The sequence below is a fragment of the Salmonella sp. SAL04202 genome (assembly GCF_046550775.1).
Classification (GTDB): domain Bacteria; phylum Pseudomonadota; class Gammaproteobacteria; order Enterobacterales; family Enterobacteriaceae; genus Salmonella; species Salmonella enterica.
This window is the reverse complement of the sequence record NZ_JBGDXK010000003.1, coordinates 57,142-83,841: the sequence shown is the minus strand read 5'-3', so window position 1 is coordinate 83,841 and position 26,700 is coordinate 57,142. Positions and strand designations below refer to the sequence as shown.

The window sequence follows — 26,700 nt, the reverse complement described above, 5'->3', positions numbered from 1 at the left end:
AAAACGATGACACACGATAACAAACTGCAGGTTGAAGCCATTAAATGCGGCACCGTGATTGACCATATCCCTGCGCAGGTAGGCTTTAAACTGCTGAGTCTGTTTAAATTGACCGAGACCGATCAGCGAATCACTATCGGTCTGAATCTCCCGTCTGGTGAGATGGGGCGTAAAGACTTAATCAAAATAGAAAACACCTTCCTCACCGATGAGCAGGTTAACCAACTTGCTCTGTACGCGCCGCAGGCCACCGTTAACCGCATCGACAACTACGACGTAGTCGGGAAATCACGCCCCAGCCTGCCAGAGCGTATTAATAATGTGCTGGTTTGCCCGAACAGCAACTGCATCAGCCACGCGGAACCGGTATCCTCCAGCTTTGCAGTGAAAAAACGCGCCAATGATATCGCCCTCAAATGCAAATACTGTGAAAAAGAGTTTTCGCATTATGTGGTGCTGGCCAACTAATTTGGGTTGGTTATGAGATCCCGGCTCCCTATAATGAGCGGGGACATTCTATTACCGCTGTAATTCAGGAGAAATCATGAGCAAAACTATTGCGACGGAAAATGCACCAGCAGCAATCGGCCCATACGTACAGGGCGTTGACCTGGGTAGCATGGTAATCACTTCCGGTCAGATCCCGGTCGATCCGAAAACCGGTGCCGTAGCGGAAGACGTATCCGCTCAGGCACGTCAGTCGCTGGAAAACGTTAAAGCTATCGTGGAAGCCGCTGGCCTGAAAGTAGGCGACATTGTGAAAACGACCGTATTCGTGAAAGACCTGAACGATTTCGCGACCGTCAACGCCACCTACGAAGCTTTCTTCACCGAGCACAACGCCACCTTCCCGGCGCGTTCCTGCGTGGAAGTTGCCCGTCTGCCGAAAGACGTGAAAATTGAGATTGAAGCGATCGCTGTTCGTCGCTAAGCGCCGGACGTTATCCCCGCCGGGCGGCGCAAGTTTGCCCGGTTCGGGGCACCAACAGCCATGGAGAGGCGGCAATGGTAAGATCGCGTTTTACCGAGGAGCAAATCGCCGATTTTCTGCAACAGTCTAAAAACGGCGTACCGAATAAGGCGTTATGCGAAGAATATGGATTTAGCAACAGCACGCTCCGTCGCTGGCAGGAGAAACATGCTGAAAGCATACGCCAGGAATTAAAACAGATAGAATCTACCGCGAAGATAGTCTTTTTATGCTTCATTGTCGCAGCCATATTGCTTACCCTTATGTTTCCTAAACCCACTGGCGCCTTAGCGATTCCTCCTTACTTAGTTTATTGCGTTAGCTATATTCGCCGCTTTCGTCGCATATCCGCAAAACATCTCCGGCGGTGGGACATCTCCTCCTCTCGTTCCGGATTGGGGGCAGAGAACACATTTTACAAACTTAGCTGGACATTCCTCTTTTTTATGCCTGCATATAGCATTCTACAGTTGCTTGAATAAGCCCTGAAATTTAAAGATAAAGCCGATCGCGTTAAACTTGTCGAGCTTTACGGGCATCTGACCTGGTTAGCGATATCGGGGATTAAGCACGCTGGCGAATCCCCGACGAAAGTGTTTACTGCCAGCCATAACGTCGGCTGTAAAACCCTTTCACTAACTGGGTTAACGTCATATAGCCCGCCAGAATGGCAATCAGCCACGGGAAATAGCTTAACGGCAGCGCCTGCAACTGCAGGTAAGACGCCAGCGGCGAAAACGGCAACGAGACTCCCACCACCATCACCAACAATGTCATCGCCATCAGCGGCCAGGCGGCGCGACTTTGAATAAACGGCAGACGACGGGTACGGATCATATGCACAATCAGCGTTTGCGACAGTAATCCCACCACAAACCAGCCGGACTGGAACAAGGTTTGCGTTTCTGGCGTATTCGCATGGAATACCCACCACATCAGACAAAAGGTCAAAATGTCGAAAATCGAGCTGATCGGACCGAAAAAGACCATAAAGCGCCCCAAATCCGCCGGATTCCAGCGCTGCGGCTTTTGAATTTGTTCTTCATCGACATTATCAAACGGAATCGCCACCTGGGATACATCGTACAGCAGGTTTTGAATCAGCAAGTGCAGCGGCAGCATTGGCAGGAACGGCAAAAAGGCGCTCGCCACCAGTACGCTAAACACGTTACCGAAATTTGAGCTGGCCGTCATCTTGATATATTTCAACATATTAGAAAAAGTACGACGACCTTCAATGACGCCTTCTTCCAGCACCATCAGGCTCTTTTCCAGCAGGATAATATCGGCCGCCTCACGGGCGATGTCCACCGCGCCATCTACCGAGATACCAATATCCGCCGCCCGCAACGCCGGAGCATCGTTAATCCCGTCGCCCATAAAACCGACCACATGCCCCTCGCGTTTGAGCAAAGTGACGATGCGCTCTTTATGCATCGGCGTCAGACGCGCAAACAACGTCGTACGGGCGGCCAGCGCCGCCAGCGCGTCGTCGCTTAACCCTTCAATATCACTGCCAATAACGACATCGCCCGCATCCAGCCCAACCTCATGGCAAACTTTCGCCGCTACCAGCTCGCTGTCGCCGGTGAGAATTTTCACCGTAATTCCGCTCGCCTTCAGCGCTTTCAGCGCCGGCGCGGTGGTCTCTTTCGGCGGATCGAGAAAAGCGATATACCCTTCCAGGATCAGGTCAGATTCATCGATACGCTGGTAATCGCCCTCACGCGCAGGCAGGTATTTGGTCGCGACGGCGACCACGCGTAGCCCCTGACGGTTCAGCGTGTCGGTAACGCGTTTCACCCGGCGCAGCATATTGTCGTCCAGCGGCACAATATCGCCGTTGTGGCGCACCTGAGTACACACGTTCAGGATCTCCTGTAACGCGCCTTTGCAGACCAGTTGATGCACGCTCGAATCTTCGGCCACCACCACCGACATCCGGCGACGCTCAAAATCAAACGGAATCTCATCGATTTTCTGCCAGCGTCCGGAGAGCTGACGCGCGGCGGTTTCGTCTACTCCCTCCAGGACTGCCGTATCCAGTAAATTTTTTAGACCGGTCTGATAATGGCTGTTCAGCCAGGCGCAATGCAGTACATGCTCACTGGGCTTACCAGAGATATCCGTATGATTCTCCAGCACAATTTTATCCTGCGTCAGAGTGCCGGTTTTATCGGTGCACAAAATATCCATCGCGCCGAAGTTCTGAATCGCATCAAGGTGCTTCACGATAACTTTCTGTTTCGAGAGCTTCACCGCCCCGCGCGCGAGGGTGGAGGTGACGATCATCGGCAACATTTCCGGGGTGAGCCCTACCGCGACCGAAAGCGCAAATAGCGCCGCTTCCCACCAGTCACCTTTCGTGTAACCATTAATAATCAGTACTACCGGCGCCATGACCAGCATAAAGCGGATCAGCAACATACTGACGCGGCTAATTCCTTTCTGGAAAGCGTTCTGCTCGTTATCTTGTTCCGACACGCGCCCCGCCAATTGACCAAACCAGGTGTCGGCTCCGGTCGCCATCACCACGGCCTGCGCCGTTCCGCTCACGACGTTCGTCCCCATAAAGCACAGCGTGTCGCACTCAAGCGGGTTATTTTGCCGGGGCTCACGCGTCGCGGCGACTTTCTCGACCGGCAGAGATTCGCCGGTCAGCGACGCCTGGGCGACAAACAGATCGCGCGCCTGGATAATCCGTAAATCCGCCGGGATCATATCCCCCGCCGCCAGCTTAATAATATCGCCGGGCACCAGTTGATCGATGGGTAACTCCAGCCAGGCGTTTTCGCCATTTTCATTAATAACCCGCAGTACGGTAGCGGTATTGCTCACCATCGCTTTTAGCGCGTCCGCCGCTTTCGTCGAGCGTGCTTCCTGCACAAAATTCAGCAGTGTTGAGATACCGACCATCAGGGCGATAACGCCTGCGGCAAACAGATCCTCCGTGGCATAAGAAATGCCGCCAAGAATCGTGAGTAAGATGTTGAAAGGATTGCGATAACATACCCACAGATGCACCCACCACGGCGAGGGTTTCTGTGCCGGAAGGCGGTTTTCGCCATGCTTTTCACGCGCGCGCGTCACCTCGGCGGCGTTTAATCCCTCCGGGTGCGTATCAAAAACGCGCCAGAGCGTCTCCTGCTCCATTGCCGCGACTTTCAGACAGCGCTCGCTCAGCGAAGGCGGGATAGTCGCATTTACCGCGGTCTGCGCGCCGGGCAGCGGATCGCGGTGAACCAGACGATAAGGCAAATGACGATTAAGCCGGGCAAAAAGCTGGCGGGTAATGGTTTTTAGCATAGGTAATCCCTCCGCGCCGAAGTCAGGCGCAGAAAATTCTTCAGGCGCGGCAAAGCCTTGCCCGATGAGCAATGTTTAAATAAAAACAGGGACGTTATCGTGTCACTGTCTTACACACCGGTAAGACAGCAGAGGCAGGCTTACCGGAAAAGGAAAATTCTCCATCGCGGGAGAGGGGTGGGTTCAGGGTCCATGTCGCCTCCGGTAAGTAAATAATTTGCGCCGCGGATTATACGCATAAATCCATAAGTTTTGTGGCAATTATGGCGGTATCATACCGTTACGTAATTAAACCAACGATAAACCAGACTTTGCCCATTGCCCTTCGCTTGAGTAAAGTTACTCTTTTTATCACCATCAGCGTCACGCCACGGGAAAACAGGATGCAAAACCGGCTCACTATCAAAGACATCGCCCGCCTGAGCGGCGTAGGGAAATCAACCGTTTCCCGCGTGCTTAACAATGAAAGCGGCGTAAGCGAACGTACCCGCGAGCGTGTCGAAGCGGTGATGAATCAACACGGTTTCTCTCCGTCCCGCTCCGCCCGCGCGATGCGGGGACAAAGCGATAAAGTGGTCGCTATTATCGTCACTCGCCTTGATTCGTTGTCTGAAAACCTCGCGGTTCAAACCATGCTGCCTGCGTTTTATGAACAAGGCTACGACCCTATTATGATGGAAAGTCAGTTCTCGCCGACGCTGGTAATGGAACATCTGGGCATGCTCAGACGACGTAACATTGATGGCGTGGTGCTGTTTGGCTTTACCGGCATCACAGAAGAGTTGATCGCCCCCTGGAAAGCCTCGCTGGTGCTGCTGGCAAGAGATGCGCAAGGTTTTGCCTCCGTCTGTTACGACGACGAGGGCGCGATTCATATCCTTATGCAGCGGCTGTATGAGCAGGGACACCGCAACATTAGCTTTCTGGGCGTTCCCCATAGCGATATTACTACCGGCAAACGTCGGCATGACGCATACCTGGCGTTTTGCAAAAAACATAAACTTCATCCCGTCGCCGCCCTGCCCGGCCTTGCCATGAAGCAGGGTTATGAGCATACGGCAAGCGTTATCATGCCGGATACCACCGCGTTAGTCTGCGCCACCGATACGCTGGCGTTGGGCGCCAGCAAGTATTTACAGGAGCAACGTATTGAGACGCTGCAACTGGCAAGCGTCGGGAACACGCCGCTGATAAAATTCCTGCACCCGGAGATCGTCACTGTCGATCCTGGCTATGCTGAAGCCGGACGGCAGGCGGCTTCGCAGCTGATCGAACAGATCAATGGCCGCTGCGATCCGCGCCGGATCGTCATTCCTTCTACCCTCGCCTGAGTGACTGATTAAACGGAATACCACGAGTAATTTGTGATCGTCGCTGCGTTTCGGGAACGTTCCCATTTTTAAATCAACGTTGAAGAGATACTCTTGCGCCAACCCATAACATACCTCCTCTGCCATGAGGCTTTACGATGAGCAAAGTAAAACAAGCCGATATCGACCGGCTGGTTGACCTGGTCGGCGGGCGCGACAACATCGCCACGGTGAGCCACTGCATTACTCGCCTGCGCTTTGTGCTCCACCAGCCCGCGAACGCCAGGCCAAAAGAGATCGAACAATTACCGATGGTTAAAGGCTGTTTCACCAACGCCGGGCAGTTTCAGGTGGTGATCGGCACCGAAGTCGGCGATTACTATAACGCGCTGCTGGAGACCACCGGCAAAGCGTATGCCGATAAAGAGCAGGCCAAAAAAGCCGCTCGCCAGAACATGAAGTGGCATGAGCAGTTAATTTCCCACTTTGCGGAGATCTTCTTTCCGCTACTACCGGCGTTGATCAGCGGCGGTTTGATCTTAGGCTTTCGTAACGTGATCGGCGATGTGCCGATGAGCAACGGCCAAACGCTGGCGCAGATGCATCCAGCGCTAAAAACGCTTTATGATTTTTTATGGTTGATCGGCGAAGCGATCTTTTTCTATCTGCCGGTGGGGATCTGCTGGTCGGCGGTGAAAAAAATGGGCGGCACGCCGATTCTTGGTATCGTGCTCGGCGTGACGCTGGTGTCGCCGCAGTTGATGAATGCGTATCTGCTGGGCCAGCAAACGCCAGACGTCTGGAACTTCGGCTTATTTAGCATTGAGAAAGTGGGCTACCAGGCGCAGGTTATCCCGGCGCTACTGGCAGGGCTGGCGCTTGGGTTTATTGAAACGCGGTTGAAACGCATCGTGCCGGATTATCTCTACCTGGTCGTCGTCCCGGTGTGTTCGTTGATACTGGCCGTCTTTCTCGCCCACACCTTTATCGGCCCCTTTGGTCGTATGATCGGCGACGGCGTGGCCTTTGCGGTACGTTATCTGATGACCGGCAGTTTCGCCCCGATAGGCGCGGCGCTGTTCGGCTTCCTGTATGCCCCGTTGGTCATTACCGGCGTCCACCAGACAACGCTCGCTATCGATATGCAGATGATCCAGAGCATGGGCGGTACGCCAGTCTGGCCGCTGATTGCGCTGTCGAATATCGCGCAGGCCTCCGCCGTGGTGGGCATCATCATCTCCAGCCGTAAACACAATGAACGCGAGATCTCCGTTCCTGCCGCCATTTCCGCTTACCTTGGGGTAACCGAACCGGCGATGTACGGTATCAACCTGAAGTATCGTTTTCCGATGCTATGCGCGATGATCGGCTCTGGTCTGGCGGGACTGCTCTGCGGTCTGAACGGCGTCATCGCCAACGGTATCGGCGTGGGCGGCCTGCCGGGCATCCTGTCTATACCGCCGCGCTACTGGCAGGTGTACGGCATGGCGATGGTTATCGCGATCGTTATCCCGGTGATTCTGACCACCTTTATCTATCAGCGTAAGCATCGTCAGGGCACATTACAAATTGTCTAATTCTTCTTCGGGGCGCAGTTGCGTCCCAACGCACTTGCAGGAAACAACAATGACTATTCCCCTCTGGTGGCAAAACGGCGTTATTTATCAGATCTACCCGAAAAGTTTTCAGGACACGACCGGCAGCGGCACCGGCGATTTACGCGGCGTCACGCAGCGCCTTGACTATCTACAGCGACTCGGCGTAGATGCCATCTGGCTCACGCCGTTTTATATCTCGCCGCAGGTGGATAACGGTTATGACGTCGCAAATTATACGGCTATCGACCCGACCTACGGCACGCTGGATGATTTTGACGAGCTGGTCGCGCAGGCGAAAATACGCGGTATTCGCATCATCCTGGATATGGTGTTTAACCATACTTCTACCCAGCACGCCTGGTTTCGCGAAGCGCTGAACAAAGAGAGTCCATACCGTCAGTTTTATATCTGGCGCGATGGCACGCCGGATGTCTGCCCGAATAACTGGCAATCCAAATTTGGCGGCAGCGCCTGGCGCTGGCATAGCCAAAGCGAACAATACTATTTACACCTTTTCGCGCCTGAACAGGCCGACCTGAACTGGGAAAACCCCGCCGTGCGCGCCGAGCTGAAAAAGGTCTGCGAATTCTGGGCCGATCGCGGCGTGGATGGCCTGCGTCTGGACGTGGTGAATCTGATCGCCAAAGATCAGGATTTTCCTGACGATCCGACGGGCGACGGACGCCGCTTTTATACCGACGGACCGCGCGCGCATACGTTTTTACGCGAAATGAACCGTGACGTTTTTACGCCGCGTAATCTGATGACGGTAGGCGAAATGTCCTCTACCACGCTGGAAAACTGCCAGCAATATGCCGCGCTTAGCGGCGACGAACTCTCAATGACCTTCAATTTTCATCATCTGAAGGTGGATTACCCCAATGGCGAAAAGTGGACGCTGGCAAAACCTGATTATGTGGCGCTGAAAGCGTTGTTCCGCCACTGGCAACAGGGGATGCATAACGTCGCCTGGAACGCGTTATTCTGGTGTAATCACGATCAGCCGCGCATCGTTTCCCGCTTTGGCGACGAGGGTGAATACCGTATTCCAGCCGCGAAAATGTTGGCGATGGCGCTGCACGGTATGCAAGGGACGCCTTATATCTATCAGGGCGAAGAAATCGGCATGACCAACCCACACTTTACCCGCATCACCGATTATCGCGACGTGGAAAGTCATAATATGTTTGCCGCGCTACGCGCCGTCGGGCGCGACCCCGACGAACTGCTGGCTATTCTGGCCAGTAAATCCCGCGACAACAGCCGCACGCCGATGCAGTGGGACAACGGTAAAAACGCCGGTTTCACCCAGGGCGAGCCGTGGATAAGCCTGTGCGATAACTATACGGAGGTTAACGTCGAGGCGGCATTACGCGATGAAAACTCGGTGTTTTACACCTATCAAAAGCTGATTGCGCTACGTAAAACCCAGCCTGTACTGATCTGGGGCGATTATCAGGATCTCCTCCCGGATAGCCCATCAGTATGGTGTTATCGCCGCCAGTGGCAGGGGCAAGCCCTGCTGGTTGTCGCCAATCTGAGCGACCAGTGCCAGGAGTGGCATCCGCCGCATATCAAAGGACAGTGGCAGGCGCTACTGCATAATTATGGCGAGGTCGCCAGCCAGCCAGCCGCGATGACGCTCCGCCCATTTGAAGCCATCTGGTGGTTACAACGCTAACGCGACGTCCTTATACGGATAAACGCCACAAACCTATTGACACGGGCTGTGGCGTTGCTCCAGGTTACTGACTGTTTTTGTTGAATAATTAATCAGATTTTTCTTGCTATCTTTTACAAACGCTACAGCGCCCGCCATCTGTACGCTCTGATTTTTACCTTGTTCTACATCAATAAAATTGCAAACATCCTTGATGCAAATCACTACATATAGACTTTAAAATGCACGCCGACCCAATATGTTGTATTAATTGACTACAATTGCTACAACACCTGTTCACTCGACACAAGGTGAATTGTGGATAACCTGGGTCAGGATTGCGGGAAGTCGTTGGAAAAGAGATGAATAAACCTGTTATGGCTTCCCCGGCCTCTGTGGATAACCTGTTCTTACAAATATGGAGTGATCATGACACCGCATGTGATGAAACGAGATGGCTGTAAAGTGCCATTCAAATCAGAGCGCATTAAGGAAGCCATTCTACGTGCAGCTAAAGCAGCGGGAGTCGATGACGCAGATTACTGTGCCACCGTCGCAGAAGTCGTTAGCAGCCAAATGAACGCACGCAGTCAGGTGGATATTAACGAGATCCAAACTGCGGTTGAAAACCAACTGATGTCCGGCCCGTACAAACAGCTTGCCCGCGCCTACATCGAATACCGTCACGATCGCGACATTCAGCGTGAAAAGCGTGGTCGTCTGAACCAGGAAATTCGCGGCCTGGTAGAGCAAACTAACTCCGCGTTGCTCAATGAAAACGCCAACAAAGACAGTAAAGTCATTCCCACCCAGCGCGATTTGCTGGCCGGGATTGTCGCCAAACACTATGCCCGCCAGCACCTGTTGCCGCGTGACGTAGTACAAGCGCATGAGCGCGGCGATATCCACTATCACGATCTCGACTATTCGCCGTTCTTCCCGATGTTCAACTGTATGCTGATCGACCTGAAAGGCATGTTGACCCAGGGCTTTAAGATGGGTAACGCCGAGATCGAACCGCCAAAATCTATCTCTACCGCCACTGCCGTTACCGCGCAGATTATCGCGCAGGTCGCCAGCCATATTTATGGCGGCACCACCATTAACCGTATCGACGAAGTGCTGGCGCCGTTTGTCACCGAAAGCTATAACAAGCACCGCAAAACCGCCGATGAGTGGCAGATCCCGGATGCCGAAGGGTATGCGCGTTCTCGCACCGAAAAAGAGTGCTACGACGCCTTCCAGTCGCTGGAATACGAAGTTAACACGCTGCACACCGCTAACGGCCAGACGCCTTTCGTGACCTTTGGTTTTGGCCTCGGCACCAGTTGGGAGTCGCGTCTGATCCAGGCGTCTATTTTGCGTAACCGTATCGCCGGTCTGGGTAAAAATCGCAAAACCGCCGTGTTCCCGAAACTGGTCTTCGCTATCCGCGATGGTTTGAACCACAAGTTTGGCGATCCGAACTACGACATTAAACAACTGGCGCTGGAGTGCGCGAGCAAGCGCATGTATCCGGACATCCTCAACTACGATCAGGTGGTCAAAGTCACCGGTTCGTTCAAAACGCCAATGGGCTGCCGCAGCTTCCTCGGCGTGTGGGAGAACGAAAACGGCGAGCAGATCCACGACGGGCGTAACAACCTGGGCGTGATTAGCCTTAACCTGCCGCGCATCGCGCTGGAAGCAAAAGGCGACGAAACCGCATTCTGGAAACTGCTGGATGAACGTCTGGCGCTGGCGCGGAAGGCGCTGATGACCCGTATCGCCCGCCTTGAAGGCGTGAAAGCCCGCGTCGCGCCTATCCTGTATATGGAAGGCGCCTGCGGCGTGCGGCTGAAAGCGGACGACGACGTGTCTGAAATCTTTAAAAATGGTCGTGCGTCCATCTCTCTGGGCTACATTGGTATCCATGAAACCATTAACGCGCTGTTCGGCGGCGAGCACCTGTACGACAGCGAGCAGCTTCGCGCTAAAGGCATCGCGATTGTGGAGCGTCTGCGCCAGGCCGTGGATCAGTGGAAAGAAGAGACCGGCTACGGCTTTAGCCTGTACAGCACGCCAAGCGAAAACCTCTGTGACCGCTTCTGCCGTCTGGATACCGCCGAGTTCGGCGTGGTGCCGGGCGTAACCGATAAAGGTTACTACACCAACAGCTTCCACCTCGACGTGGAGAAGAAGGTCAACCCGTACGACAAAATCGATTTCGAAGCACCGTATCCGCCGCTGGCGAACGGGGGTTTCATTTGCTACGGCGAATACCCGAACATTCAGCACAACCTGAAAGCGCTGGAAGATGTCTGGGATTACAGCTATCAGCATGTACCGTATTACGGCACCAACACGCCGATCGATGAATGCTACGAGTGCGGCTTTACCGGCGAGTTCGAATGTACCAGTAAAGGTTTCACCTGCCCGAAATGCGGCAACCACGACGCCGCACGCGTCTCGGTTACCCGTCGCGTGTGCGGTTATTTAGGCAGCCCGGACGCGCGTCCGTTTAACGCCGGCAAGCAGGAAGAAGTGAAGCGCCGCGTGAAGCATTTAGGCAACGGGCAGATAGGTTAATCCTCCGTTTGCAATGCGTAAATGCCGGATGGCGGTGTAAACACCTTATCCGGCCTACAACCGCTGGCTATAGTTCCAATTTCATGAGTTTCCTCTAAGCAGTTGGTGTTGTAGCAAGGCGGCAAACGAACGAATCCCAGGGAGCTTACATAAGTAAGTGACCTGGGTAAGTGAGAGCGGCCAACGCCGCTACAGCGCCAAATGCAACGAGGAAACATGAACTTTCATCAATACTACCCCGTCGACATCGTTAACGGCCCCGGCACCCGCTGCACCCTGTTTGTGTCAGGGTGCGTGCACGAATGCCCTGGCTGCTATAACAAAAGCACCTGGCGGCTCAATTCCGGCCAGCCGTTTACCAAAGAGATGGAAGATAAGATCATTGCCGATCTGAACGACACGCGCATTCACCGTCAGGGGATCTCGCTGTCGGGCGGCGATCCGCTGCATCCGCAAAACGTACCGGATATCCTGGCACTGGTACAACGTATCCACACAGAGTGTCCTGGGAAAGATATCTGGGTGTGGACCGGCTACAAGCTCGATGAACTCAACGCCGCACAGATGCAGGTAGTCGATCTCATCAACGTGCTGGTCGATGGCAAATTTGTGCAGGATCTGAAAGACCCGGCGCTTATCTGGCGCGGTAGCAGCAACCAGGTAGTGCATCATTTGCGTTGATCGCTAAAGCCGTTTGTTTGCATCGTGATAGACGGCTGAATGTTCTCGCTTGCCGACCGCAACAACAAACACAATCACAACGTCATCCCGAACCTGGTACACCAGACGATAACCGGCCGATTTAAGCTTAATTTTATAGCAGTCAGGAAGACCGTTTAAACGGGCAGAGTCGATTCTGGGGTTCAATAGCACATCAGCCAACTTTTTCTTAAGCTGAGCCTTCACCGTATCGCCCAGCTTATGCCACTCTTTTAAGGCCCTCGGGTCGAATTCCAGTTCATAAGTCATCCAGACTAACCTTGATTCCCTTTTGCGGACTAGACAGCCTCTCCCGAACTGTCTGAATCAGTGCATCTTCACTGTCGCTAAGAGTGACGGTTTTCACTGGCATGCGCCCCGTTTCCGCGACGTACTGGAACAGTAATCGCACGGCTTCCGTTGGAGTAATGTTCAGTTTTTCCAGCACGGCATAAGCCTCATTTTTGAGTTTGTCATCCAGACGGACGTTCAGCGTGGCCATTATGCCTCCAGTAAAATCGAATGTGTAATGCAGTTTAGCATTACATTCGCATTACATCGAATTCTGGATAACGCCTCTCAAAAACGACTCACGCACTCCATCGCGACCGTTTTAAATTGCGTAAAATTCTGACACGCGCAGAGGCGCGTCATGGCGCGTTCGCGCAGGAAAGTGACGAAAATATCGTAGATGGCCATCGCCTCTTCATATTCACTTTTGCTGATGGCGAGTAAAAAAATAACGTGCGCCGTTTCGTCACCCCAGGCAATCCCCTGCGGTGCGAGCACCGTATAAACCACCGTTTTCTTCGCCAGCAGCCCCAGCGCGTGTGGCAAGGCAATCCCGTCGCCTAATAACGTACTGACGATAGCTTCACGTTCAATAACCGAATCGAGAAACGCCGCATCAACAAAGCCTTCCTCATGCAACTGATCGCACAGCGTTTTAAACAGCGTCTGTTGATCTATTTCCCCTTCCACAATGCGAAAATGCGAGGCATCGAAATATTTATCCAGCATCCACGGACGGGTTCTGTCCACCAGCACCAGCTTACCGATCTGCTCCAATTGATAGTCGGTAGGAAAGGGGGCGATCATAATGACCGGTTTATCTTTTTCGCCGATCCGCGCTGTGGAAATCACAAAATCCTCCACAATGCTGTCCCGCGCCTCATAGTCGCGTAGCGTCAGAGTGCGGGCAATCTCAATCTGCGGGTATTTCCGCGCCAGTACCGCTTCAATCATCCGCACCATCGCATTACCAGCATCGCACACCAGCAGTACCTGTGGCTGCCGCTGGTAGCCAATGTTGTAACTACGTTCCAGCCCAACGCCAATATGCAGCACCAGAAAACCGATTTCGTTTTCGCTAATGGTATACGGCGTGTATTTCCCCCAACTCGATATCGCCGCCAACGTCATATCCCACGCCATCGGATAGTGCTGCTTAATATTTTCCAGTAGTGGGTTGGGGATCATGATCTGGTAGCGCACGCGGGTGATCATCGTTTTGATGTGGGTCAGCAAGTCCGCGTGAAGCTGTTTATCATTCAACAGGTTATAGTTGTACTGGGTATTAATAAAATTGAGGATATAGCGCACCAGCGCCTCTTCATCATCGGCATTAATGGCGCTGGGGGCAATCTCCTGTACCTGGCGGGCGGCAATATGCACCTTCAGCCAGCTTACTTCCGGCTCCGACAGCGGCTTGTCGGCAAGCTGTTGTAGTAGCTCCGCAATCTCATGCGCCGCATGGCGCACTTTTTCATCGACCTCCTCTGCCACGCATTCCGATAACGGATACCCCTCGCGAATACGCCGTACCGCCACCGCGCAGTACAAACGCAGAAACAGCTCGCCCTCATCGGTCAGGCGGATTTGACAATGAGAGAAAATATCCGGCAAAAGAGACTGCAGCCGTTGAGACACCTCGGTGTTCAGCGTGGTACTAACGATTAACGGATGGGAGGGCTCCTGCTGCGCCAGCGTCCATAAAAGGTCGGTCAGACAGGCGCGAATCGCCATCTCTCCGCCAAACAATTTCATGCCATGACGCGGACGCGTTTCCAGCGTCAGATGATAACGCAGCAAATGCTCGCGCACGTCCGCCATATCGTTCTGCAACGTCGCACGGCTGACAAACCATTCATCTGCCAAATCCTCCAGCTTCAGCGAGAAGGCGGAGGTTAAAAAACGCGCCAGCAAATAGTGTATCCGCTCCTGGCTGGTGCGCGGACCGCGCGCCAGGGCGGGAGATTGCTGCGTTTGCAGAGATTGATAACGTGCCGGATCATCAATTTTGAGCTGATACCCGTTGCCGCGGCTGAGAGTAAATTGCGCGCCATGCGGCGTCAGCAACATGTTCAGCGCGGCGATATCCGCCCGAACAGTACGCGTGGAGACCGACAACCGCTGCGCCAGCTCGTCCTGCGGCAGCGTCTCGTTTTGCAGCATCGCAAATAGCTGCGCTAAACGTTGGTTGGGGAATCGCACGTCTCTCTCCTCATGATTAGCCGACACGCGACCGGACGATAGCGAGTAACTGACGCACATCGTCCGCACGGGTGTTGCCGCTCACCTTATCAATAATCGAACTATAAATGTGAGGAATGATTTTGCTTACACCTGCATCAAGGGCGATGTGCAGAATCTCGGCGAAGTTTTCCAGATCGATACCGCCCGTCGGTTCCAGCCAGAAATCATGGCGGGCGCAGGCGTCAGCCACCGCTTTATACTCGTCGCGACAGGTGAGTCCTCCCATCGGAAAGTATTTAACGGAGCTGCCGCCCATGTCTTTGAGTAGCGCAATCGCCGTTTCTATGGGTACGATGCCGTCCGGCGTGCGGCTGCTTAGCGGGCCGGTGGAAATTTTCACCAGCCCCGGCGTGCCGGTCGGCGAGACAAGACCGTTCACCACCGTCTCGTTTTGCCCCAGCAGCGCCCGGCTGGCCCCTACGCCGGTAAACACCTGGTTGACATGCTGCGGCTGTACCTGACGCGAGATTTCGCTCACCATCGCCGACTGGTTAGGATCGCCTGCCCCCAGTCCGACGGAGAGCGCATTGTCGATAAGCGCCGCATATTCACGCATATCCGCGACTGCGCTTGCCACATCCGGATAGTTTTTGGAGAGCACGCCAACCAGCACATGACCTTCCGCCGCCGCGTAGATTTCCCGGGCGTTATCTTTCGAACCGGCCAGTACGTTCAGGCAAACGCGATCGCGGTAAAAGTTAGGGGTCAGTTTCATGCTTGTTTCTCCTGATTAATCACCTCGCCAATACGACGCGCCACAATCGCTAACTGCGCGCGATCGACGCTGCGGACATCCGCTTCAATAATCCCTTCGTTGGCTTTGTATCCGCGAAAGTAAATCGCGTATTCCCCTTGCTTCAGCGCGTCGACCAGGTCGCCCGTGGCGATGCCGGTAACGGCTTCATCAAACTTAATTTCCGTGCGCGCGATGTCGCGTCCGGCGCTGTCCCACACCACGCGGGCGCTGACGCCGTTAAACGTGTTCAACGTGTCGATAAAGGGCGCCATTTTTTCTACCATCTCCGCGCCGCTCTCTTTTTGCGCCCGCAGGTACAATTCAATGGCGCAGGTCAGGCCAACAATTCCCTCTTTGCCGACCTTCATCGCCCGGCCAATGCCCGCTGACTGACGTTTTACCCACTCAACATACTGCGTTTTGCCAATCACCAGCCCGCTGGTCGGCCCTTCAATCGCTTTCGCGCCGCTATAGATAACGAGATCTGCGCCCACGCGGTAGTAGCACTGCAAATCTTCCTCCGCCGCCGCGTCCACAATCAGCGGGAGATTATGCGTGCGCGCCACCACCGCAGCCTGCTCCACGCTGAGCATACTTTTCTGTACGCAGTGGTGAGATTTGATATAGAGAATAGCCGCCGTGCGCGGCGTAATGGCCGCCGCCAACTGCGCGGCGGAACATTCGTTGGCGTAACCGGCTTCCACCAGTTTGCCGCCGCCCAGCGCCACCATCGTTCCCACCGGCGCGCCAAAGTTGACGTTGTGGCCCTTTGGCAGGACGATTTCGTTATTTTCAATCGGTGTAACGTGCAGGTTTTCCAGCAGCCAGTCGCTGTCCTGAACCAGTACCGCGGCAACCGACTGGGCAAGGCCCGCACTGGCGCAGGAGACTACCGTCGCCCCTTCCACCTCCAGCAATTTCGCAATGTACTCACCGGTTTTATTCACCAGATCTTTCATCTCGAAATACTGATTCATTCCGGCCATCGCCGCGTCTATCACTTCCGGGCGCGGCGTAGAGACGCCGAGCGCCGTCATACGTCCGGAGACGTTAATCACCTGTTTTAATTGATACTTCTCAAAAATCGAAGGCATGTTCCGCGCTCCCTTGTTCGGTCATATAGCCCTTGCCTGCGCGTATCGCGGCAAGCGGCGTCAGCAATTCTTCAGCCTGTAAGCTGTCGTTTTCCGCGTCTACCAACACGGTGGGCTGGCGTTTAAGCGTAAAGAGGGTCAGGTCGGCATCCAGACCAGGCTGAAGACGACCTTTGGTTTTCAGATTCAGGCTATCGGCGGCATTGGCCGTCACGCACGCAATGACCTGCGGCAGCGACATGCCGATGGCGAGGAATTTCGACATCACATTAGCCAGCGAATGCACCGGGCCATTGATGCGGTTACGGCAGTAGATATCGGAACTGATGGTATGCGGTAAAATCCCCAGGCTAATAGCGCGTTTCGCCACTGCAAAGCTCAGGCTGGCGGTACCATGTCCGACGTCCAGACGCACGCCGCGCGCCAGCGCTCGTGTCACCGAGGCGCGCAGCTCGCCTTCCGGCGTCAGAATACGGTTCGGCTTACCGTTGTAACAGTGGGTAATGATATCGCCCGCCGTCAGACGCTCCGCTATTTCGTCCAGATCCGGCGGGTTATTGCCAATATGTACCATCAGCGGCAGGTTGCCGTTTTCTTGCTGCATGGCTTTAGCGCGTTCCAGCGGCGTGATGCCGTTAACGCCTACCACGCTGCTGCTCATCCGCGCCTTGAGGCCGACGATAAAATCCGGATGGCGTTTTACCGCCTGCCGGACCGCATCGGCGTCAATATTGGCCATGTTAGCCAGCTCGTTTTGGGCAATAAGCCCAACGCGTGAAATATTTAATAGCGCATAAACGTCGGTGGCCGCATCACGGGTCAGGGTGTAAAAATCATCAATATCATCTGCGCCAGTGCTGCCTGCATCCACCACTGTGGTAACGCCAGTGGCAATACCCACGCTGTCCGGTTCGTCGTGATAAATCGGTGATGTCGGGTAGCAGTGAACGTGAGAATCAATCCAACCCGCACTAACGTAACACTCGCCGCGCAGGTCAATGGTTTTCAACGCCGGACCATCAACGTCACCCAACGCCGCGATTTTGCCATCTTGCAGGGCAATATTAGTCAGCGTGTCATCGACCAGACGCGCATGGCGCAGGAGTAAATCAAACATCGTTCTCTCCTTTGCCGGATGGCGGCGCAACCGCCTTATCCGGCCTACAAATCAACAATTAGCTAATCGCAACCGGGAAGATGGAACCGAGGATCATCGCGCCTAAAATCGCGCCGCCGGTAATCGGCTTCTGCCAGATATAAAACAGCAGCGCGCCCACCAGAGAGCCCAGACCAATGGGAATCGATGCCGTCATGGCGCTGAGGATAATCAACGGCCCCAGAAAACGGCCTGAAGTGTTACCGGCCCCCATCATGACGTCCGCCCCGTACGTGGAGTCGCTCTGATTAATGGTGAACTTACGCGCCAGAATAATGATGTAGCCAATCGCCAGGCCAATCACCAGACCGGTTATCAGCGAAGCGATAAAGTTCGCCACCGGGAAGACAAAGCCAGCCCCCAGCAGTAACGCCGGAACCCCTAAGCCCACGCCAGTCTGAATTGCCCCGCCGATATCCAGAATTCCGACCAGCGAACCTTCGATAATGCGGGCAAATAAAAAGCTGGCGCCGAAAGCGGCGACCGCGCCGTAGACGCCGGTATCCATCCCCGCTTTCAACATCGCCACAAAAGCGACTTCGTTAAATGCGCCGATACCGTACAGATAGTACATATGCGTCCCGGCGAAAACGCCGGAGGAGAGCAGGCCAACAAAGATCGGGAACGACCAGTCGGCATACCAAAAACCTTTATTCTCTTCCATTGTGGCCTCCGTTATTTGCCGCTGAGCGAGTTGTGGATCAGTTCAAGCCAGTTCGGTACCGTCATGTTGAAAGACTCGATCATTTTCATGTCGAAGCCGCGGAAGAAGCCGCTCAACACAAACAGCAAAACGATGGCGACCATCATCACTTTGGTGACATGGTTCCAGCCGCTCTCTTCTACGCCTTTACCGATCAAAATACCCAGTACCAGCCCCGGTACGGCGTTCCCCATGATGAGCTGCGCCGCGCCGCCGAAAACGGTGGCCCAGAAGCCCGATTTTTTACCGGCGTCGATCGCCGCTAACCAGAAGATCACAGGCATGACGATGTTGACCAGCAGGTTTGCCGCCGGTACCAGCACCTTAACCGCTGTCACCTGTAGCGCTTCTGGCACGGATGAGGCGGTCAGGTTAAGGAACGTCACGACGATCATGCCGATGACGGCGCAGGCGATCGCCATTTTTTTCGGGTCGTGCAGCGTCTCGCCGACGTTACGGTTTTTGATCATTAGCGCCGCCGCGCCCCAGTTAGGGATGATGCGGTGATCGACATCCTGGGTGAACGATCCGGCCGCCACAGACGACGCCCAGGCGTTAAAGAAGAAACCCAGCCCAAAGGAGAAGTGAGATGCCGGGTCGCCTTCACAAGAGTTGAGTTCGCCCAACGTACGGAACGCGCCCATCCCCTGCGTGGTTGGCGCGTGAAACATGCGTGCAGCCCCAGCGCCCACCCCTACGCCGACCAGCGCGCCGATAATGAGCGATTTAATTAGTATTATCAGGAACATAACTATGCCTTTTTAATAAAAATCAGCGTTTCGCGACGAAATCCACCCTGTCGAGATTGATGGCGGTCACGTTGACGGTCACATCCAGCTCCACGCTGTAAGTGCGTCGTTCCCGGCGCAAAAAGAAAAACAGAAAGGCCTCTTTACGCACCGACTCATGCGCCTGAACAATCCGCACATCCTGTGGCTCAATACGCAGTAAGATATACGGCGACTCTCTCATCACCGCCGACTGAACATGGTTCAGCGCATCGGCAAAGGCGCGTGCTTTGGCGTCGCCCTTGCCTTTTACTCTCACCGTGGTGGTGAATTGCTCTTTCATCATCAGGCGCCGTATTTCTTTTGCCACGCCTGCACCAGGCGCTCGCCGAGCTCTTCTTTATCCATAAAGCCGAAACCCAACACGTTGCAGCCTTCATTGATAGCGGTGACGCCTTCATCCACTGACCGCATTCCATATTTGGCTTTGTAGCCATGCTTGTTTTGCGCGGTGATAGCGCCCGCGCCGCCGCTGCCGCAAAATGAAATGCCGAAGGTGGCGTTTTCCGCTTTCATCACATCGCCCAGCTTCATGTCTGCCGCGACGCCCGGTACGACGACCGCGCGACCGCCCGCTTTTTCCACGCCTGCCGCCACTTTCTGGCCTTTACCCAGGCGATCGCCAATCACGACGGTAATCTGTTCCATTTTTTGCTCCTTAGAGGTTGTCTTTCGCGACTTCAAAATGTACCGATAATAGCCAGGCTTCTTCGTCAGGAAGGTTGCCAAACGCCGCCACGATTTCGCGGGCGAGCGCCATTGATTCGGCTGAGATTTCATCAAACAAGCTGGCATCGACTTCCGGTAAAGGCTCGCCGGTAATTGACCGGTGCGCCATCGCGCGAACGTGCGAGGTCAGCATTTGCGTCTGTACCGCATTGGGGACAATGTGATGCCGCCCCAGCAGGCCATCCACCTGCGTTAACACCTGTTCAGCCAGTTCGTTAATTCGCTCACCGGCATCGTGTTTTACTGCTCCGTTATCCACGCGTCTCCCCCCGTTAATGGCAATGAGATAAAACTAGCGGTAAGGGTTAAAAGTTTGTAGCGAGTTATTTTCCACCTCGAAGTGGAAACGCGAGTGGGATAGGTGATCTGCGCCACAGAAAAGGCGGCATTAATGAATTATCGCCGGGAAAGTGTGAGATCTATCGCGGCATAAAGAGGAAATAGCGTGGCAGAAACAAACAATGACGTTGTCGTATAAAGTGAGAAAGTGTGATGGGTATTACATTTTGCCGGATGGCGACCTGCGGATAAAGCGAAGCCGCCATCCCACAAAAATTAACGATACTTCTTATGATACGTATTGCGGGTGGTTTTTAGCGCTTCCGCCGCCGCTTTCGCTTCTTTAACGTTACCTTCGTTCGCCAGCTTCAGCGCGCCATCAATTTGGCCGACCAGAATGTCAAAACCGTGACGAAAATCCTTCATTTCCGGGCTATCCGGCGCTTTATCTTCCAGCTTTGGCGGCGTAGCTTTTTGAGCATCCAGCGCGGCCGCGCGCATTTTGGTTAATGCCGCTTTCAGTTCAGGGGCACTATCCGTTTTCTCAACAACTTTCAGGTTATCATTGAGAATATCCATATTATCTTCAAGATCGGCAGCAAAAACAGCCGAACCGAATACCAGCGATGACACAGCAAGAATAGCTAACAGGCTTTTACGCATTGCTCACTTCCTTTTTTATTATTAACGATAAGTGTAATACCCTGAATAATTCGAGTTGCAGGCAGCCAACGCGCCTGCAGCCTGAAGTATGACGGGTATTATTGTCCAGCGATTTTCATCTCCGGTAACAATACCGAACCACACTGTATATTACTGCGCGTTTCAATATCATCACCCACGGTGACAATATTACGCCACATCTCTTTTAAATTACCGGCAATGGTAATTTCACTTACCGGGTACTGGATTTCACCATTTTCAACCCAGAATCCCGCAGCGCCGCGGGAGTAGTCGCCGGTAATACCGCTGACGCCCTGGCCCATCAATTCCGTCACCACCAGGCCGGTGCCCATCTCTTTTAGCAATTGCTCAAAGTTCAGCCCCTGCCCGGCGATACGCCAGTTATGAATGCCGCCGGCATGACCGGTACTTTTCAGCCCCAGTTTGCGGGCGGAATAGTTGGTCAGCAACCATTGCGTCAGTACGCCATCCTTCACAATATCCCGGCGCTCCGTACGCACGCCTTCGCTGTCGAACGGTGAAGACGCCAGCCCTTTTAGCAGATGCGGGTGTTCTTCGATGGTTAACCATTCCGGCAGAATTTGTTTGCCCAGCGAGTCGAGCAGAAAAGTGGATTTACGGTATACCGCGCCGCCGGCAATCGCCCCGACCAGATGACCAAATAGCCCTGTCGCCACTTCATTGGCGAAAATGACCGGCGCTTTCATGGTGGAGAGCTTGCGCGGCGACAGGCGGGATAAGGTACGGCGCGCGCACTCGGCCCCGACCCATTCCGGCGCTTGCAGATCCGCCATTGCCCGACCGATGGTGTAAGCGTAATCGCGCTCCATATCGCCATTCTCTTCGGCGATGACGCAGCTTGAGAGCGAATGGCGCGTGGAGCAATATCCCTGCAACATGCCGTGGCTGTTGCCGAACACTTTAATGCCGTAATGGCTGTTAAAACTACCGCCTTCGGTATTGGTGATGCGTTTATCCGCCTTTAGAGAAGCCTGTTCCGCACGCGCGGCCAGTTCAATGGCTTCGTCTGGCGTAACCTCTGCCGGGTGGAACAAGTCCAGATCCGGCGCGTCAAACGCCAGCAGTTCTTTGTCCGCCACGCCTGCGCACGGGTCCGGCGACGTGTAACGCGCGATATCCAGCGCGGCCTGCACGGTACGGGCAATCGCCTGCGGGCTTAAATCCGTCGAAGAGGCGCTGCCTTTGCGGTTCTGGTGATACACCGTAATGCCCAGCGCGCCGTCGCTATTAAATTCGACATTCTCTACTTCACCATAACGGGTGCTGACGCTAATGCCGGTGGTCTTGCTGACGGCGACTTCCGCCCCATCCGATTTGCCTGAGGCTAACTCCAGCGCTGTCGAAACTGCTTCTTCCAGAATCTTACGCTGCGCTTCAACTTGTGAGATTACTTTCATTGCAAATGCCATAATGTAGAGAGAGTTTCTCTGAAGTCTAACAGAGAACCGTTTTTCAGTGCGCATCTTAACTGGTAACATTAGCCTCTTTTTTTAAGGAGCCTGACATGACAAAGCAGCCCGAAGACTGGCTCGACGACGTTCCCGGTGATGACATCGAAGACGAAGACGATGAAATTATCTGGGTCAGTAAAAGTGAAATTAAACGCGATGCCGAGGAATTAAAACGCCTGGGCGCGGAACTGGTGGATCTGGGGAAAAACGCGCTGGATAAGATCCCGCTGGACGCCGATCTGCGCGACGCCATTGAACTGGCCCAGCGTATCAAAATGGAAGGACGCCGCCGCCAGTTGCAGCTTATCGGAAAAATGCTGCGCCAACGCGACGTTGAACCTATTCGCCAGGCGCTGGACAAGCTGAAGAACCGCCATAATCAGCAGGTGGTGCTGTTTCACAAACTTGAGCATCTGCGCGATCGTCTGATCGTCGAAGGCGATGACGCGGTAGCCGAAGTACTGACCCTGTGGCCGCACGCCGATCGTCAACAGCTTCGTTCATTGATCCGCAATGCGAAGAAAGAGAAAGAAGGCAACAAACCGCCGAAATCAGCGCGTCAGATCTTCCAGTATCTGCGCGAGCTGGCGGAAAACGAAGGGTAATTTTACACGTTGGTAGCGTCTGCCGGATGGCGGCGCTGGCGCCTTATCCGGCCTACAGGAAGGTACGTATTGTAGGCCCGGTAAGCGCAGCGCCACCGGGCATTTTTTACTCCACAACCAGTGCTTTTTTCGTCAGCCCATCCAGCAATTTCTGATGGATGCCGCCGAAACCGCCGTTGCTCATCACCAGGATGTGATCGCCAGGCTGTGCGGTTTTCACCACCATTTCCGCCAGCGTATCGACATCGCCACTCCAGTGAGCAGGCTGTACGCAGGCTTCGGCGACTTCCGCCACTTGCCACGGAATATGCGGCGGCTGCAGCAGGAACACTTCATCCGCACGCCCTAACGACGGCGCCAGGTCATCCTTGCATAACCCCATCTTCATCGTGTTAGAGCGCGGCTCCAGCACTGCGATAATGCGCGCGGTGCCGCCCACTTTACCGCGCAGCGCCGCCAGCGTGGCCAGAATTGCCGTCGGATGGTGAGCAAAATCGTCATACACCGTCACGCCGTTCGCTTCACCGCGTAGCTCCAGACGGCGGCGGGCGTTAATAAATGACCCCAGCGCACTGGCAGCTTCTGCGGGCGCGACGCCCACGTGGCGCGCGGCGGCAATCGCCATCAGACCGTTGTGCATGTTATGTTCGCCGACCAGGCCCCATTTCACATCGCCGACTTTTTCGCCGTCCAGCCACACTTCCCACTCGGAAGCATCCGTAGTCAGCTTCTTCGCCTGCCAGTGTCCCTGCTCGCCCACCAGCTCTTGCTCGCTCCAGCAGCCCAGCGCCATGGTCTGTTTCAGGTTGATGTCGTTTTCCGGCCAGATGATGCGCCCCTGCCCCGGCACGATGCGCACCAGATGGTGGAACTGCTTCTGGATCGCTTTCAGATCGTCGAAGATGTCGGCATGATCAAACTCAAGGTTGTTGAGGATCAGCGTCCGCGGGCAGTAATGCACAAATTTAGAACGTTTATCAAAGAACGCGCAGTCGTACTCATCCGCTTCGATAACAAAGAACGGGCTCTCGCCCAGGCGCGCGGAAACCTCAAAGTTGCCCGGTACGCCGCCGATCACGAAGCCCGGTTTGTACCCGCACGCTTCCAGTATCCAGGTCGCCATGCCTGCGGTCGTGGTTTTGCCGTGGGTACCGGCGACCGCCAGTACCCAGCGATCGCGCAACACAAAGTCATGCAGCCACTGTGGACCAGACATAAAGGGAATGTTTTTTTCCAGCACCGCTTCCACGCACGGATTCCCGCGCGTCATCGCATTGCCGATAATCACCAGATCCGGCTGCGGATCGAGCTGGCTGGCGTCATAACCCTGGATCAGATCAATGCCTTGCTTCTCAAGTAAGGTACTCATCGGCGGATACACATTGGCGTCCGAACCCGTTACTTCATGACCAAGCGAGCGAGCCAGCATCGCCAGCCCCCCCATGAAAGTGCCACAAATTCCCAAAATATGAATGCGCATACGTCACTATCCTTTTTTTATCTGCGAGCCATTTTACGCACATGTCTGGCAAGTGAGAAACGCATTTCAGGTAAATCTGTACTTTGCTGGCGCGATTCACCTGAGCGCATCATCTGAAATGTTTGTTAAGATTGTTACGGTCGCTTTACTCCAATCAATTGCAGGGAAAGTGTTATGAAAACGTTAGGTGAATTTATTGTCGAAAAGCAGCACGAGTTCTCTCAGGCTACCGGTGAGCTCACTGCTTTGCTGTCGGCAATAAAATTGGGCGCCAAGATCATCCACCGCGATATCAACAAGGCCGGTCTGGTCGATATCCTGGGTGCCAGCGGTGCTGAGAACGTACAGGGCGAGGTTCAGCAGAAACTCGATCTGTTCGCGAACGAGAAACTGAAAGCTGCACTAAAAGCGCGCGATATTGTAGCGGGCATCGCATCGGAAGAAGAGGACGAAATCGTCGTCTTTGAAGGCTGTGAACACGCGAAATATGTGGTGCTGATGGACCCTCTGGATGGCTCTTCTAACATCGACGTTAACGTCTCTGTCGGTACGATTTTCTCGATTTATCGCCGCGTGACGCCCGTCGGCACGCCGGTCACCGAAGAAGATTTCCTGCAACCCGGCAACAAACAGGTCGCTGCGGGATATGTCGTGTATGGCTCGTCCACCATGCTGGTTTACACCACCGGCTGCGGCGTACACGCTTTCACCTACGATCCGTCGTTAGGCGTGTTCTGTCTGTGCCAGGAACGTATGCGTTTCCCGGAAAAGGGTAAAACCTACTCCATTAACGAAGGCAACTACATTAAATTCCCGAATGGCGTGAAGAAGTACATCAAATTCTGCCAGGAAGAGGATAGTTCAACAAGTCGCCCTTATACCTCACGTTACATTGGCTCTCTGGTGGCCGATTTCCACCGCAACCTGCTGAAAGGCGGCATCTATCTCTACCCCAGCACCGCCAGCCATCCGCAGGGAAAACTGCGTCTGCTGTATGAGTGCAACCCGATGGCGTTTCTCGCGGAACAGGCCGGCGGCAAAGCAAGCGATGGTAAAGAACGTATTCTGGATATCATTCCGGAAAGCCTGCACCAGCGCCGCTCGTTCTTCGTTGGCAACCGCCATATGGTTGACGATGTGGAACGCTTTATCCGCGAATACCCGGACGCGTAATCTTTACCACCATGCGGAATAACGCATGAAGCCGCCATTGGGCAATAACATGTCCGATGGCGGCGTTGCCTTATCAGGCCCGTGATTTTTCCGGTTCTTAACCTTTGTCGTTTATGCTCCGCAACGACGCGCCAGATGAGGCGGAAACGAAAACAAGCGAAGACTTTCGGCGTGAGTTGGCTATAATACTCGCCACTTGTTTGTCATAAATTCAAAGGAAACAGACATGAGCTTACTCAACGTCCCGGCGGGTAAAGAACTGCCGGAAGATATCTACGTCGTTATCGAGATCCCGGCTAACGCAGATCCGATCAAATACGAAGTTGACAAAGAGAGCGGCGCGCTGTTCGTTGACCGCTTCATGTCCACCGCGATGTTCTATCCGTGCAACTACGGTTACATCAACCATACCCTGTCTCTGGACGGCGACCCGGTAGACGTTCTGGTCCCGACGCCGTACCCGCTGCAGCCAGGCGCCGTCATCCGTTGCCGTCCGGTTGGCGTACTGAAAATGACCGACGAATCCGGTGAAGATGCGAAACTGGTTGCCGTACCGCACACCAAACTGAGCAAAGAGTACGATCACATTAAAGATGTGAACGATCTGCCGGAACTGCTGAAAGCGCAGATCACTCATTTCTTCGAGCATTATAAAGATCTCGAAAAAGGCAAATGGGTGAAAGTTGACGGTTGGGACAACGCCGAAGCGGCTAAAGCGGAAATCGTTGCCTCCTTCGAGCGCGCAGCGAAGAAATAAGTTCGCTTTTACATAAGCGTCAAGATAAAGGCTCTCATAGTAATGAGGGCCTTTTTATTGGCTAATGAATAGAACACAATTTTTATCATTATTAGTTTAACATTCACGGAATGAATAAGACTTTACCTTATTTTTTATTAAAAAGGGTTGAATACGCTCACATTTTCTCTAAAAAGCTTAAGATAATAATTGTTTTGTGAATGCCCGCAGACTCCTCTGGACTTACGCCCTAAATATTAGCAAGCGCCAAATTCTTATTTAGTGCATAGGCCCGATTACCTTTTTAATAAGGTATCCTAAGCTCTCCCTACCAATAACCGTATTTTTAATCCAACATAACATCCGCTCAAAACACACTTTTTAATATATTTTTAAGGGCTGCCATAATTATTTACTAC

The 26,700-nt window shown here is 54.0% G+C and carries 27 protein-coding genes; 11 read left to right on the top strand and 16 right to left on the bottom strand.

Annotated features, from left to right (window positions below; translation table 11 throughout):
• The first annotated feature begins 6 nt into the window (after positions 1-6).
• The 3 genes from pyrI (at position 7) to ACLJQJ_RS14165 (ending at position 1,452) form a co-directional block, all read left to right on the top strand.
• Positions 7-468 (top strand): aspartate carbamoyltransferase regulatory subunit, encoded by a 462-nt coding sequence (gene pyrI / locus ACLJQJ_RS14175; protein ID WP_000148567.1) that lies wholly within the window; start codon positions 7-9, stop codon positions 466-468.
• Between the two features lie 76 nt (positions 469-544).
• Entirely contained in the window at positions 545-931 is a 387-nt protein-coding gene (ridA, locus tag ACLJQJ_RS14170) for a 2-iminobutanoate/2-iminopropanoate deaminase (protein ID WP_000047544.1), read from the top strand.
• A 74-nt stretch (positions 932-1,005) separates the two neighbouring features.
• Positions 1,006-1,452 (top strand): transposase, encoded by a 447-nt coding sequence (locus tag ACLJQJ_RS14165; protein ID WP_063808989.1) that lies wholly within the window; start codon positions 1,006-1,008, stop codon positions 1,450-1,452.
• A 115-nt stretch (positions 1,453-1,567) separates the two neighbouring features.
• On the opposite strand, the gene mgtA is transcribed toward ACLJQJ_RS14165, so the two are convergent.
• Complete coding sequence (gene mgtA / locus ACLJQJ_RS14160; RefSeq protein WP_000920862.1) at positions 1,568-4,276, bottom strand: magnesium-translocating P-type ATPase; 2,709 nt, start codon at positions 4,274-4,276, stop codon at positions 1,568-1,570.
• Positions 4,277-4,416: 140 nt separating this feature from the next.
• Positions 4,417-4,470 carry a mgtA regulatory leader peptide MgtL gene (gene mgtL, locus ACLJQJ_RS14155; protein ID WP_099374030.1) on the bottom strand — a complete coding sequence of 18 codons (54 nt, stop codon included), beginning with the start codon at positions 4,468-4,470 and terminating at the stop codon, positions 4,417-4,419.
• Positions 4,471-4,659: 189 nt separating this feature from the next.
• Between mgtL and treR the strand changes: the two genes are divergently transcribed.
• The 5 genes from treR to nrdG all read left to right on the top strand — a co-directional run bounded on the left by treR (position 4,660) and on the right by nrdG (position 12,093).
• Positions 4,660-5,607 (top strand): trehalose operon repressor TreR, encoded by a 948-nt coding sequence (gene treR / locus ACLJQJ_RS14150; protein WP_001181297.1) that lies wholly within the window; start codon positions 4,660-4,662, stop codon positions 5,605-5,607.
• A gap of 137 nt (positions 5,608-5,744) precedes the next feature.
• Entirely contained in the window at positions 5,745-7,163 is a 1,419-nt protein-coding gene (treB, locus tag ACLJQJ_RS14145; protein ID WP_000048846.1) for a PTS trehalose transporter subunit IIBC, read from the top strand.
• 49 nt (positions 7,164-7,212) lie between these two features.
• Positions 7,213-8,865, top strand: coding sequence for an alpha,alpha-phosphotrehalase (gene treC / locus ACLJQJ_RS14140; RefSeq protein ID WP_063808990.1), 1,653 nt, complete (start codon positions 7,213-7,215; stop codon positions 8,863-8,865).
• 408 nt (positions 8,866-9,273) lie between these two features.
• A complete protein-coding gene (gene nrdD / locus ACLJQJ_RS14135; protein ID WP_000187821.1) occupies positions 9,274-11,412 on the top strand; it encodes an anaerobic ribonucleoside-triphosphate reductase in 2,139 nt (712 codons plus the stop codon).
• 216 nt (positions 11,413-11,628) lie between these two features.
• Entirely contained in the window at positions 11,629-12,093 is a 465-nt protein-coding gene (gene nrdG, locus ACLJQJ_RS14130) for an anaerobic ribonucleoside-triphosphate reductase-activating protein (protein ID WP_023993573.1), read from the top strand.
• Positions 12,094-12,096: 3 nt separating this feature from the next.
• On the opposite strand, the gene ACLJQJ_RS14125 is transcribed toward nrdG, so the two are convergent.
• The 13 genes from ACLJQJ_RS14125 to pmbA form a co-directional block, all read right to left on the bottom strand.
• The gene (locus ACLJQJ_RS14125) at positions 12,097-12,381 is read right to left on the bottom strand and encodes a type II toxin-antitoxin system RelE family toxin (RefSeq protein WP_063808991.1); all 285 of its coding nucleotides are present in this window, start codon (positions 12,379-12,381) and stop codon (positions 12,097-12,099) included.
• Entirely contained in the window at positions 12,371-12,613 is a 243-nt protein-coding gene (locus ACLJQJ_RS14120; RefSeq protein ID WP_000212724.1) for a type II toxin-antitoxin system RelB/DinJ family antitoxin, read from the bottom strand. The genes ACLJQJ_RS14125 and ACLJQJ_RS14120 overlap by 11 nt, the downstream gene beginning before the upstream one ends.
• A 77-nt stretch (positions 12,614-12,690) precedes the next feature.
• The gene (locus ACLJQJ_RS14115) at positions 12,691-14,604 is read right to left on the bottom strand and encodes a BglG family transcription antiterminator (RefSeq protein ID WP_001212131.1); all 1,914 of its coding nucleotides are present in this window, start codon (positions 14,602-14,604) and stop codon (positions 12,691-12,693) included.
• A 16-nt stretch (positions 14,605-14,620) separates the two neighbouring features.
• Complete coding sequence (gene dagF / locus ACLJQJ_RS14110) at positions 14,621-15,361, bottom strand: 2-dehydro-3-deoxy-phosphogluconate aldolase (protein WP_023252965.1); 741 nt, start codon at positions 15,359-15,361, stop codon at positions 14,621-14,623.
• Positions 15,358-16,476: a DgaE family pyridoxal phosphate-dependent ammonia lyase gene (locus ACLJQJ_RS14105; RefSeq protein ID WP_063808992.1), complete on the bottom strand. Its 1,119-nt coding sequence runs from the start codon at positions 16,474-16,476 to the stop codon at positions 15,358-15,360. Before ACLJQJ_RS14105 ends, dagF begins: the two co-directional genes overlap by 4 nt.
• Positions 16,460-17,593, bottom strand: a complete 1,134-nt coding sequence (locus tag ACLJQJ_RS14100; protein ID WP_063808993.1) for an amidohydrolase/deacetylase family metallohydrolase — start codon at positions 17,591-17,593, stop codon at positions 16,460-16,462. The genes ACLJQJ_RS14105 and ACLJQJ_RS14100 overlap by 17 nt, the downstream gene beginning before the upstream one ends.
• 58 nt (positions 17,594-17,651) lie before the next feature.
• Positions 17,652-18,296, bottom strand: a complete 645-nt coding sequence (locus tag ACLJQJ_RS14095) for a DUF4310 family protein (protein ID WP_000392128.1) — start codon at positions 18,294-18,296, stop codon at positions 17,652-17,654.
• An 11-nt stretch (positions 18,297-18,307) separates the two neighbouring features.
• Positions 18,308-19,084, bottom strand: a complete 777-nt coding sequence (locus ACLJQJ_RS14090; RefSeq protein WP_000478578.1) for a DUF4311 domain-containing protein — start codon at positions 19,082-19,084, stop codon at positions 18,308-18,310.
• 22 nt (positions 19,085-19,106) lie between these two features.
• Positions 19,107-19,409 (bottom strand): DUF4312 family protein, encoded by a 303-nt coding sequence (locus ACLJQJ_RS14085; protein WP_000975187.1) that lies wholly within the window; start codon positions 19,407-19,409, stop codon positions 19,107-19,109.
• Positions 19,409-19,771, bottom strand: a complete 363-nt coding sequence (locus tag ACLJQJ_RS14080) for an SFCGS family glycine-rich protein (protein WP_000435389.1) — start codon at positions 19,769-19,771, stop codon at positions 19,409-19,411. Before ACLJQJ_RS14080 ends, ACLJQJ_RS14085 begins: the two co-directional genes overlap by 1 nt.
• A gap of 10 nt (positions 19,772-19,781) precedes the next feature.
• On the bottom strand, positions 19,782-20,129 hold the full coding sequence (locus ACLJQJ_RS14075) for a glycine dehydrogenase (protein WP_074182104.1): 348 nt from the start codon (positions 20,127-20,129) through the stop codon (positions 19,782-19,784).
• Positions 20,130-20,407: 278 nt separating this feature from the next.
• Positions 20,408-20,794, bottom strand: a complete 387-nt coding sequence (gene cybC, locus ACLJQJ_RS14070) for a cytochrome b562 (protein WP_001232231.1) — start codon at positions 20,792-20,794, stop codon at positions 20,408-20,410.
• A gap of 98 nt (positions 20,795-20,892) precedes the next feature.
• Positions 20,893-22,245: a metalloprotease PmbA gene (pmbA, locus tag ACLJQJ_RS14065; RefSeq protein WP_000852994.1), complete on the bottom strand. Its 1,353-nt coding sequence runs from the start codon at positions 22,243-22,245 to the stop codon at positions 20,893-20,895.
• Between the two features lie 95 nt (positions 22,246-22,340).
• Here pmbA and yjgA point away from each other — a divergent pair, with 95 nt between their 5' ends.
• Complete coding sequence (yjgA, locus tag ACLJQJ_RS14060) at positions 22,341-22,892, top strand: ribosome biogenesis factor YjgA (protein WP_000166287.1); 552 nt, start codon at positions 22,341-22,343, stop codon at positions 22,890-22,892.
• A gap of 106 nt (positions 22,893-22,998) precedes the next feature.
• Here yjgA and mpl read toward each other — a convergent pair whose 3' ends face one another.
• Positions 22,999-24,372, bottom strand: coding sequence for a UDP-N-acetylmuramate:L-alanyl-gamma-D-glutamyl-meso-diaminopimelate ligase (mpl, locus tag ACLJQJ_RS14055; RefSeq protein WP_063808994.1), 1,374 nt, complete (start codon positions 24,370-24,372; stop codon positions 22,999-23,001).
• A gap of 174 nt (positions 24,373-24,546) precedes the next feature.
• On the opposite strand from mpl, the gene fbp reads away from it, so the two are divergent.
• Together fbp and ppa are read left to right on the top strand one after the other, a co-directional pair.
• Entirely contained in the window at positions 24,547-25,545 is a 999-nt protein-coding gene (fbp, locus tag ACLJQJ_RS14050) for a class 1 fructose-bisphosphatase (protein ID WP_000853764.1), read from the top strand.
• A gap of 226 nt (positions 25,546-25,771) precedes the next feature.
• Positions 25,772-26,302 carry an inorganic diphosphatase gene (ppa, locus tag ACLJQJ_RS14045; RefSeq protein ID WP_000055079.1) on the top strand — a complete coding sequence of 177 codons (531 nt, stop codon included), beginning with the start codon at positions 25,772-25,774 and terminating at the stop codon, positions 26,300-26,302.
• Positions 26,303-26,700 lie beyond the last annotated feature (398 nt).

What these genes read in the sequence shown, in the direction of transcription:
- pyrI (WP_000148567.1), top strand. Translation starts at nt 7, where the DNA reads ATGACACACGATAACAAACTGCAGGTTGAAGCCATTAAATGCGGCACC.
- ppa (WP_000055079.1), top strand. Translation starts at nt 25,772, where the DNA reads ATGAGCTTACTCAACGTCCCGGCGGGTAAAGAACTGCCGGAAGATATC.
- dagF (WP_023252965.1), bottom strand. Translation starts at nt 15,361, where the DNA reads ATGAAACTGACCCCTAACTTTTACCGCGATCGCGTTTGCCTGAACGTA.
- fbp (WP_000853764.1), top strand. Translation starts at nt 24,547, where the DNA reads ATGAAAACGTTAGGTGAATTTATTGTCGAAAAGCAGCACGAGTTCTCT.
- ACLJQJ_RS14105 (WP_063808992.1), bottom strand. Translation starts at nt 16,476, where the DNA reads ATGCCTTCGATTTTTGAGAAGTATCAATTAAAACAGGTGATTAACGTC.
- ACLJQJ_RS14125 (WP_063808991.1), bottom strand. Translation starts at nt 12,381, where the DNA reads ATGACTTATGAACTGGAATTCGACCCGAGGGCCTTAAAAGAGTGGCAT.
- treC (WP_063808990.1), top strand. Translation starts at nt 7,213, where the DNA reads ATGACTATTCCCCTCTGGTGGCAAAACGGCGTTATTTATCAGATCTAC.
- yjgA (WP_000166287.1), top strand. Translation starts at nt 22,341, where the DNA reads ATGACAAAGCAGCCCGAAGACTGGCTCGACGACGTTCCCGGTGATGAC.
- ACLJQJ_RS14085 (WP_000975187.1), bottom strand. Translation starts at nt 19,409, where the DNA reads ATGATGAAAGAGCAATTCACCACCACGGTGAGAGTAAAAGGCAAGGGC.
- pmbA (WP_000852994.1), bottom strand. Translation starts at nt 22,245, where the DNA reads ATGGCATTTGCAATGAAAGTAATCTCACAAGTTGAAGCGCAGCGTAAG.
- ACLJQJ_RS14100 (WP_063808993.1), bottom strand. Translation starts at nt 17,593, where the DNA reads ATGTTTGATTTACTCCTGCGCCATGCGCGTCTGGTCGATGACACGCTG.
- ACLJQJ_RS14090 (WP_000478578.1), bottom strand. Translation starts at nt 19,084, where the DNA reads ATGTTCCTGATAATACTAATTAAATCGCTCATTATCGGCGCGCTGGTC.
- mpl (WP_063808994.1), bottom strand. Translation starts at nt 24,372, where the DNA reads ATGCGCATTCATATTTTGGGAATTTGTGGCACTTTCATGGGGGGGCTG.
- nrdD (WP_000187821.1), top strand. Translation starts at nt 9,274, where the DNA reads ATGACACCGCATGTGATGAAACGAGATGGCTGTAAAGTGCCATTCAAA.
- ridA (WP_000047544.1), top strand. Translation starts at nt 545, where the DNA reads ATGAGCAAAACTATTGCGACGGAAAATGCACCAGCAGCAATCGGCCCA.
- ACLJQJ_RS14165 (WP_063808989.1), top strand. Translation starts at nt 1,006, where the DNA reads ATGGTAAGATCGCGTTTTACCGAGGAGCAAATCGCCGATTTTCTGCAA.
- ACLJQJ_RS14080 (WP_000435389.1), bottom strand. Translation starts at nt 19,771, where the DNA reads ATGGAACAGATTACCGTCGTGATTGGCGATCGCCTGGGTAAAGGCCAG.
- ACLJQJ_RS14095 (WP_000392128.1), bottom strand. Translation starts at nt 18,296, where the DNA reads ATGGAAGAGAATAAAGGTTTTTGGTATGCCGACTGGTCGTTCCCGATC.
- treR (WP_001181297.1), top strand. Translation starts at nt 4,660, where the DNA reads ATGCAAAACCGGCTCACTATCAAAGACATCGCCCGCCTGAGCGGCGTA.
- mgtA (WP_000920862.1), bottom strand. Translation starts at nt 4,276, where the DNA reads ATGCTAAAAACCATTACCCGCCAGCTTTTTGCCCGGCTTAATCGTCAT.
- ACLJQJ_RS14120 (WP_000212724.1), bottom strand. Translation starts at nt 12,613, where the DNA reads ATGGCCACGCTGAACGTCCGTCTGGATGACAAACTCAAAAATGAGGCT.
- treB (WP_000048846.1), top strand. Translation starts at nt 5,745, where the DNA reads ATGAGCAAAGTAAAACAAGCCGATATCGACCGGCTGGTTGACCTGGTC.
- cybC (WP_001232231.1), bottom strand. Translation starts at nt 20,794, where the DNA reads ATGCGTAAAAGCCTGTTAGCTATTCTTGCTGTGTCATCGCTGGTATTC.
- nrdG (WP_023993573.1), top strand. Translation starts at nt 11,629, where the DNA reads ATGAACTTTCATCAATACTACCCCGTCGACATCGTTAACGGCCCCGGC.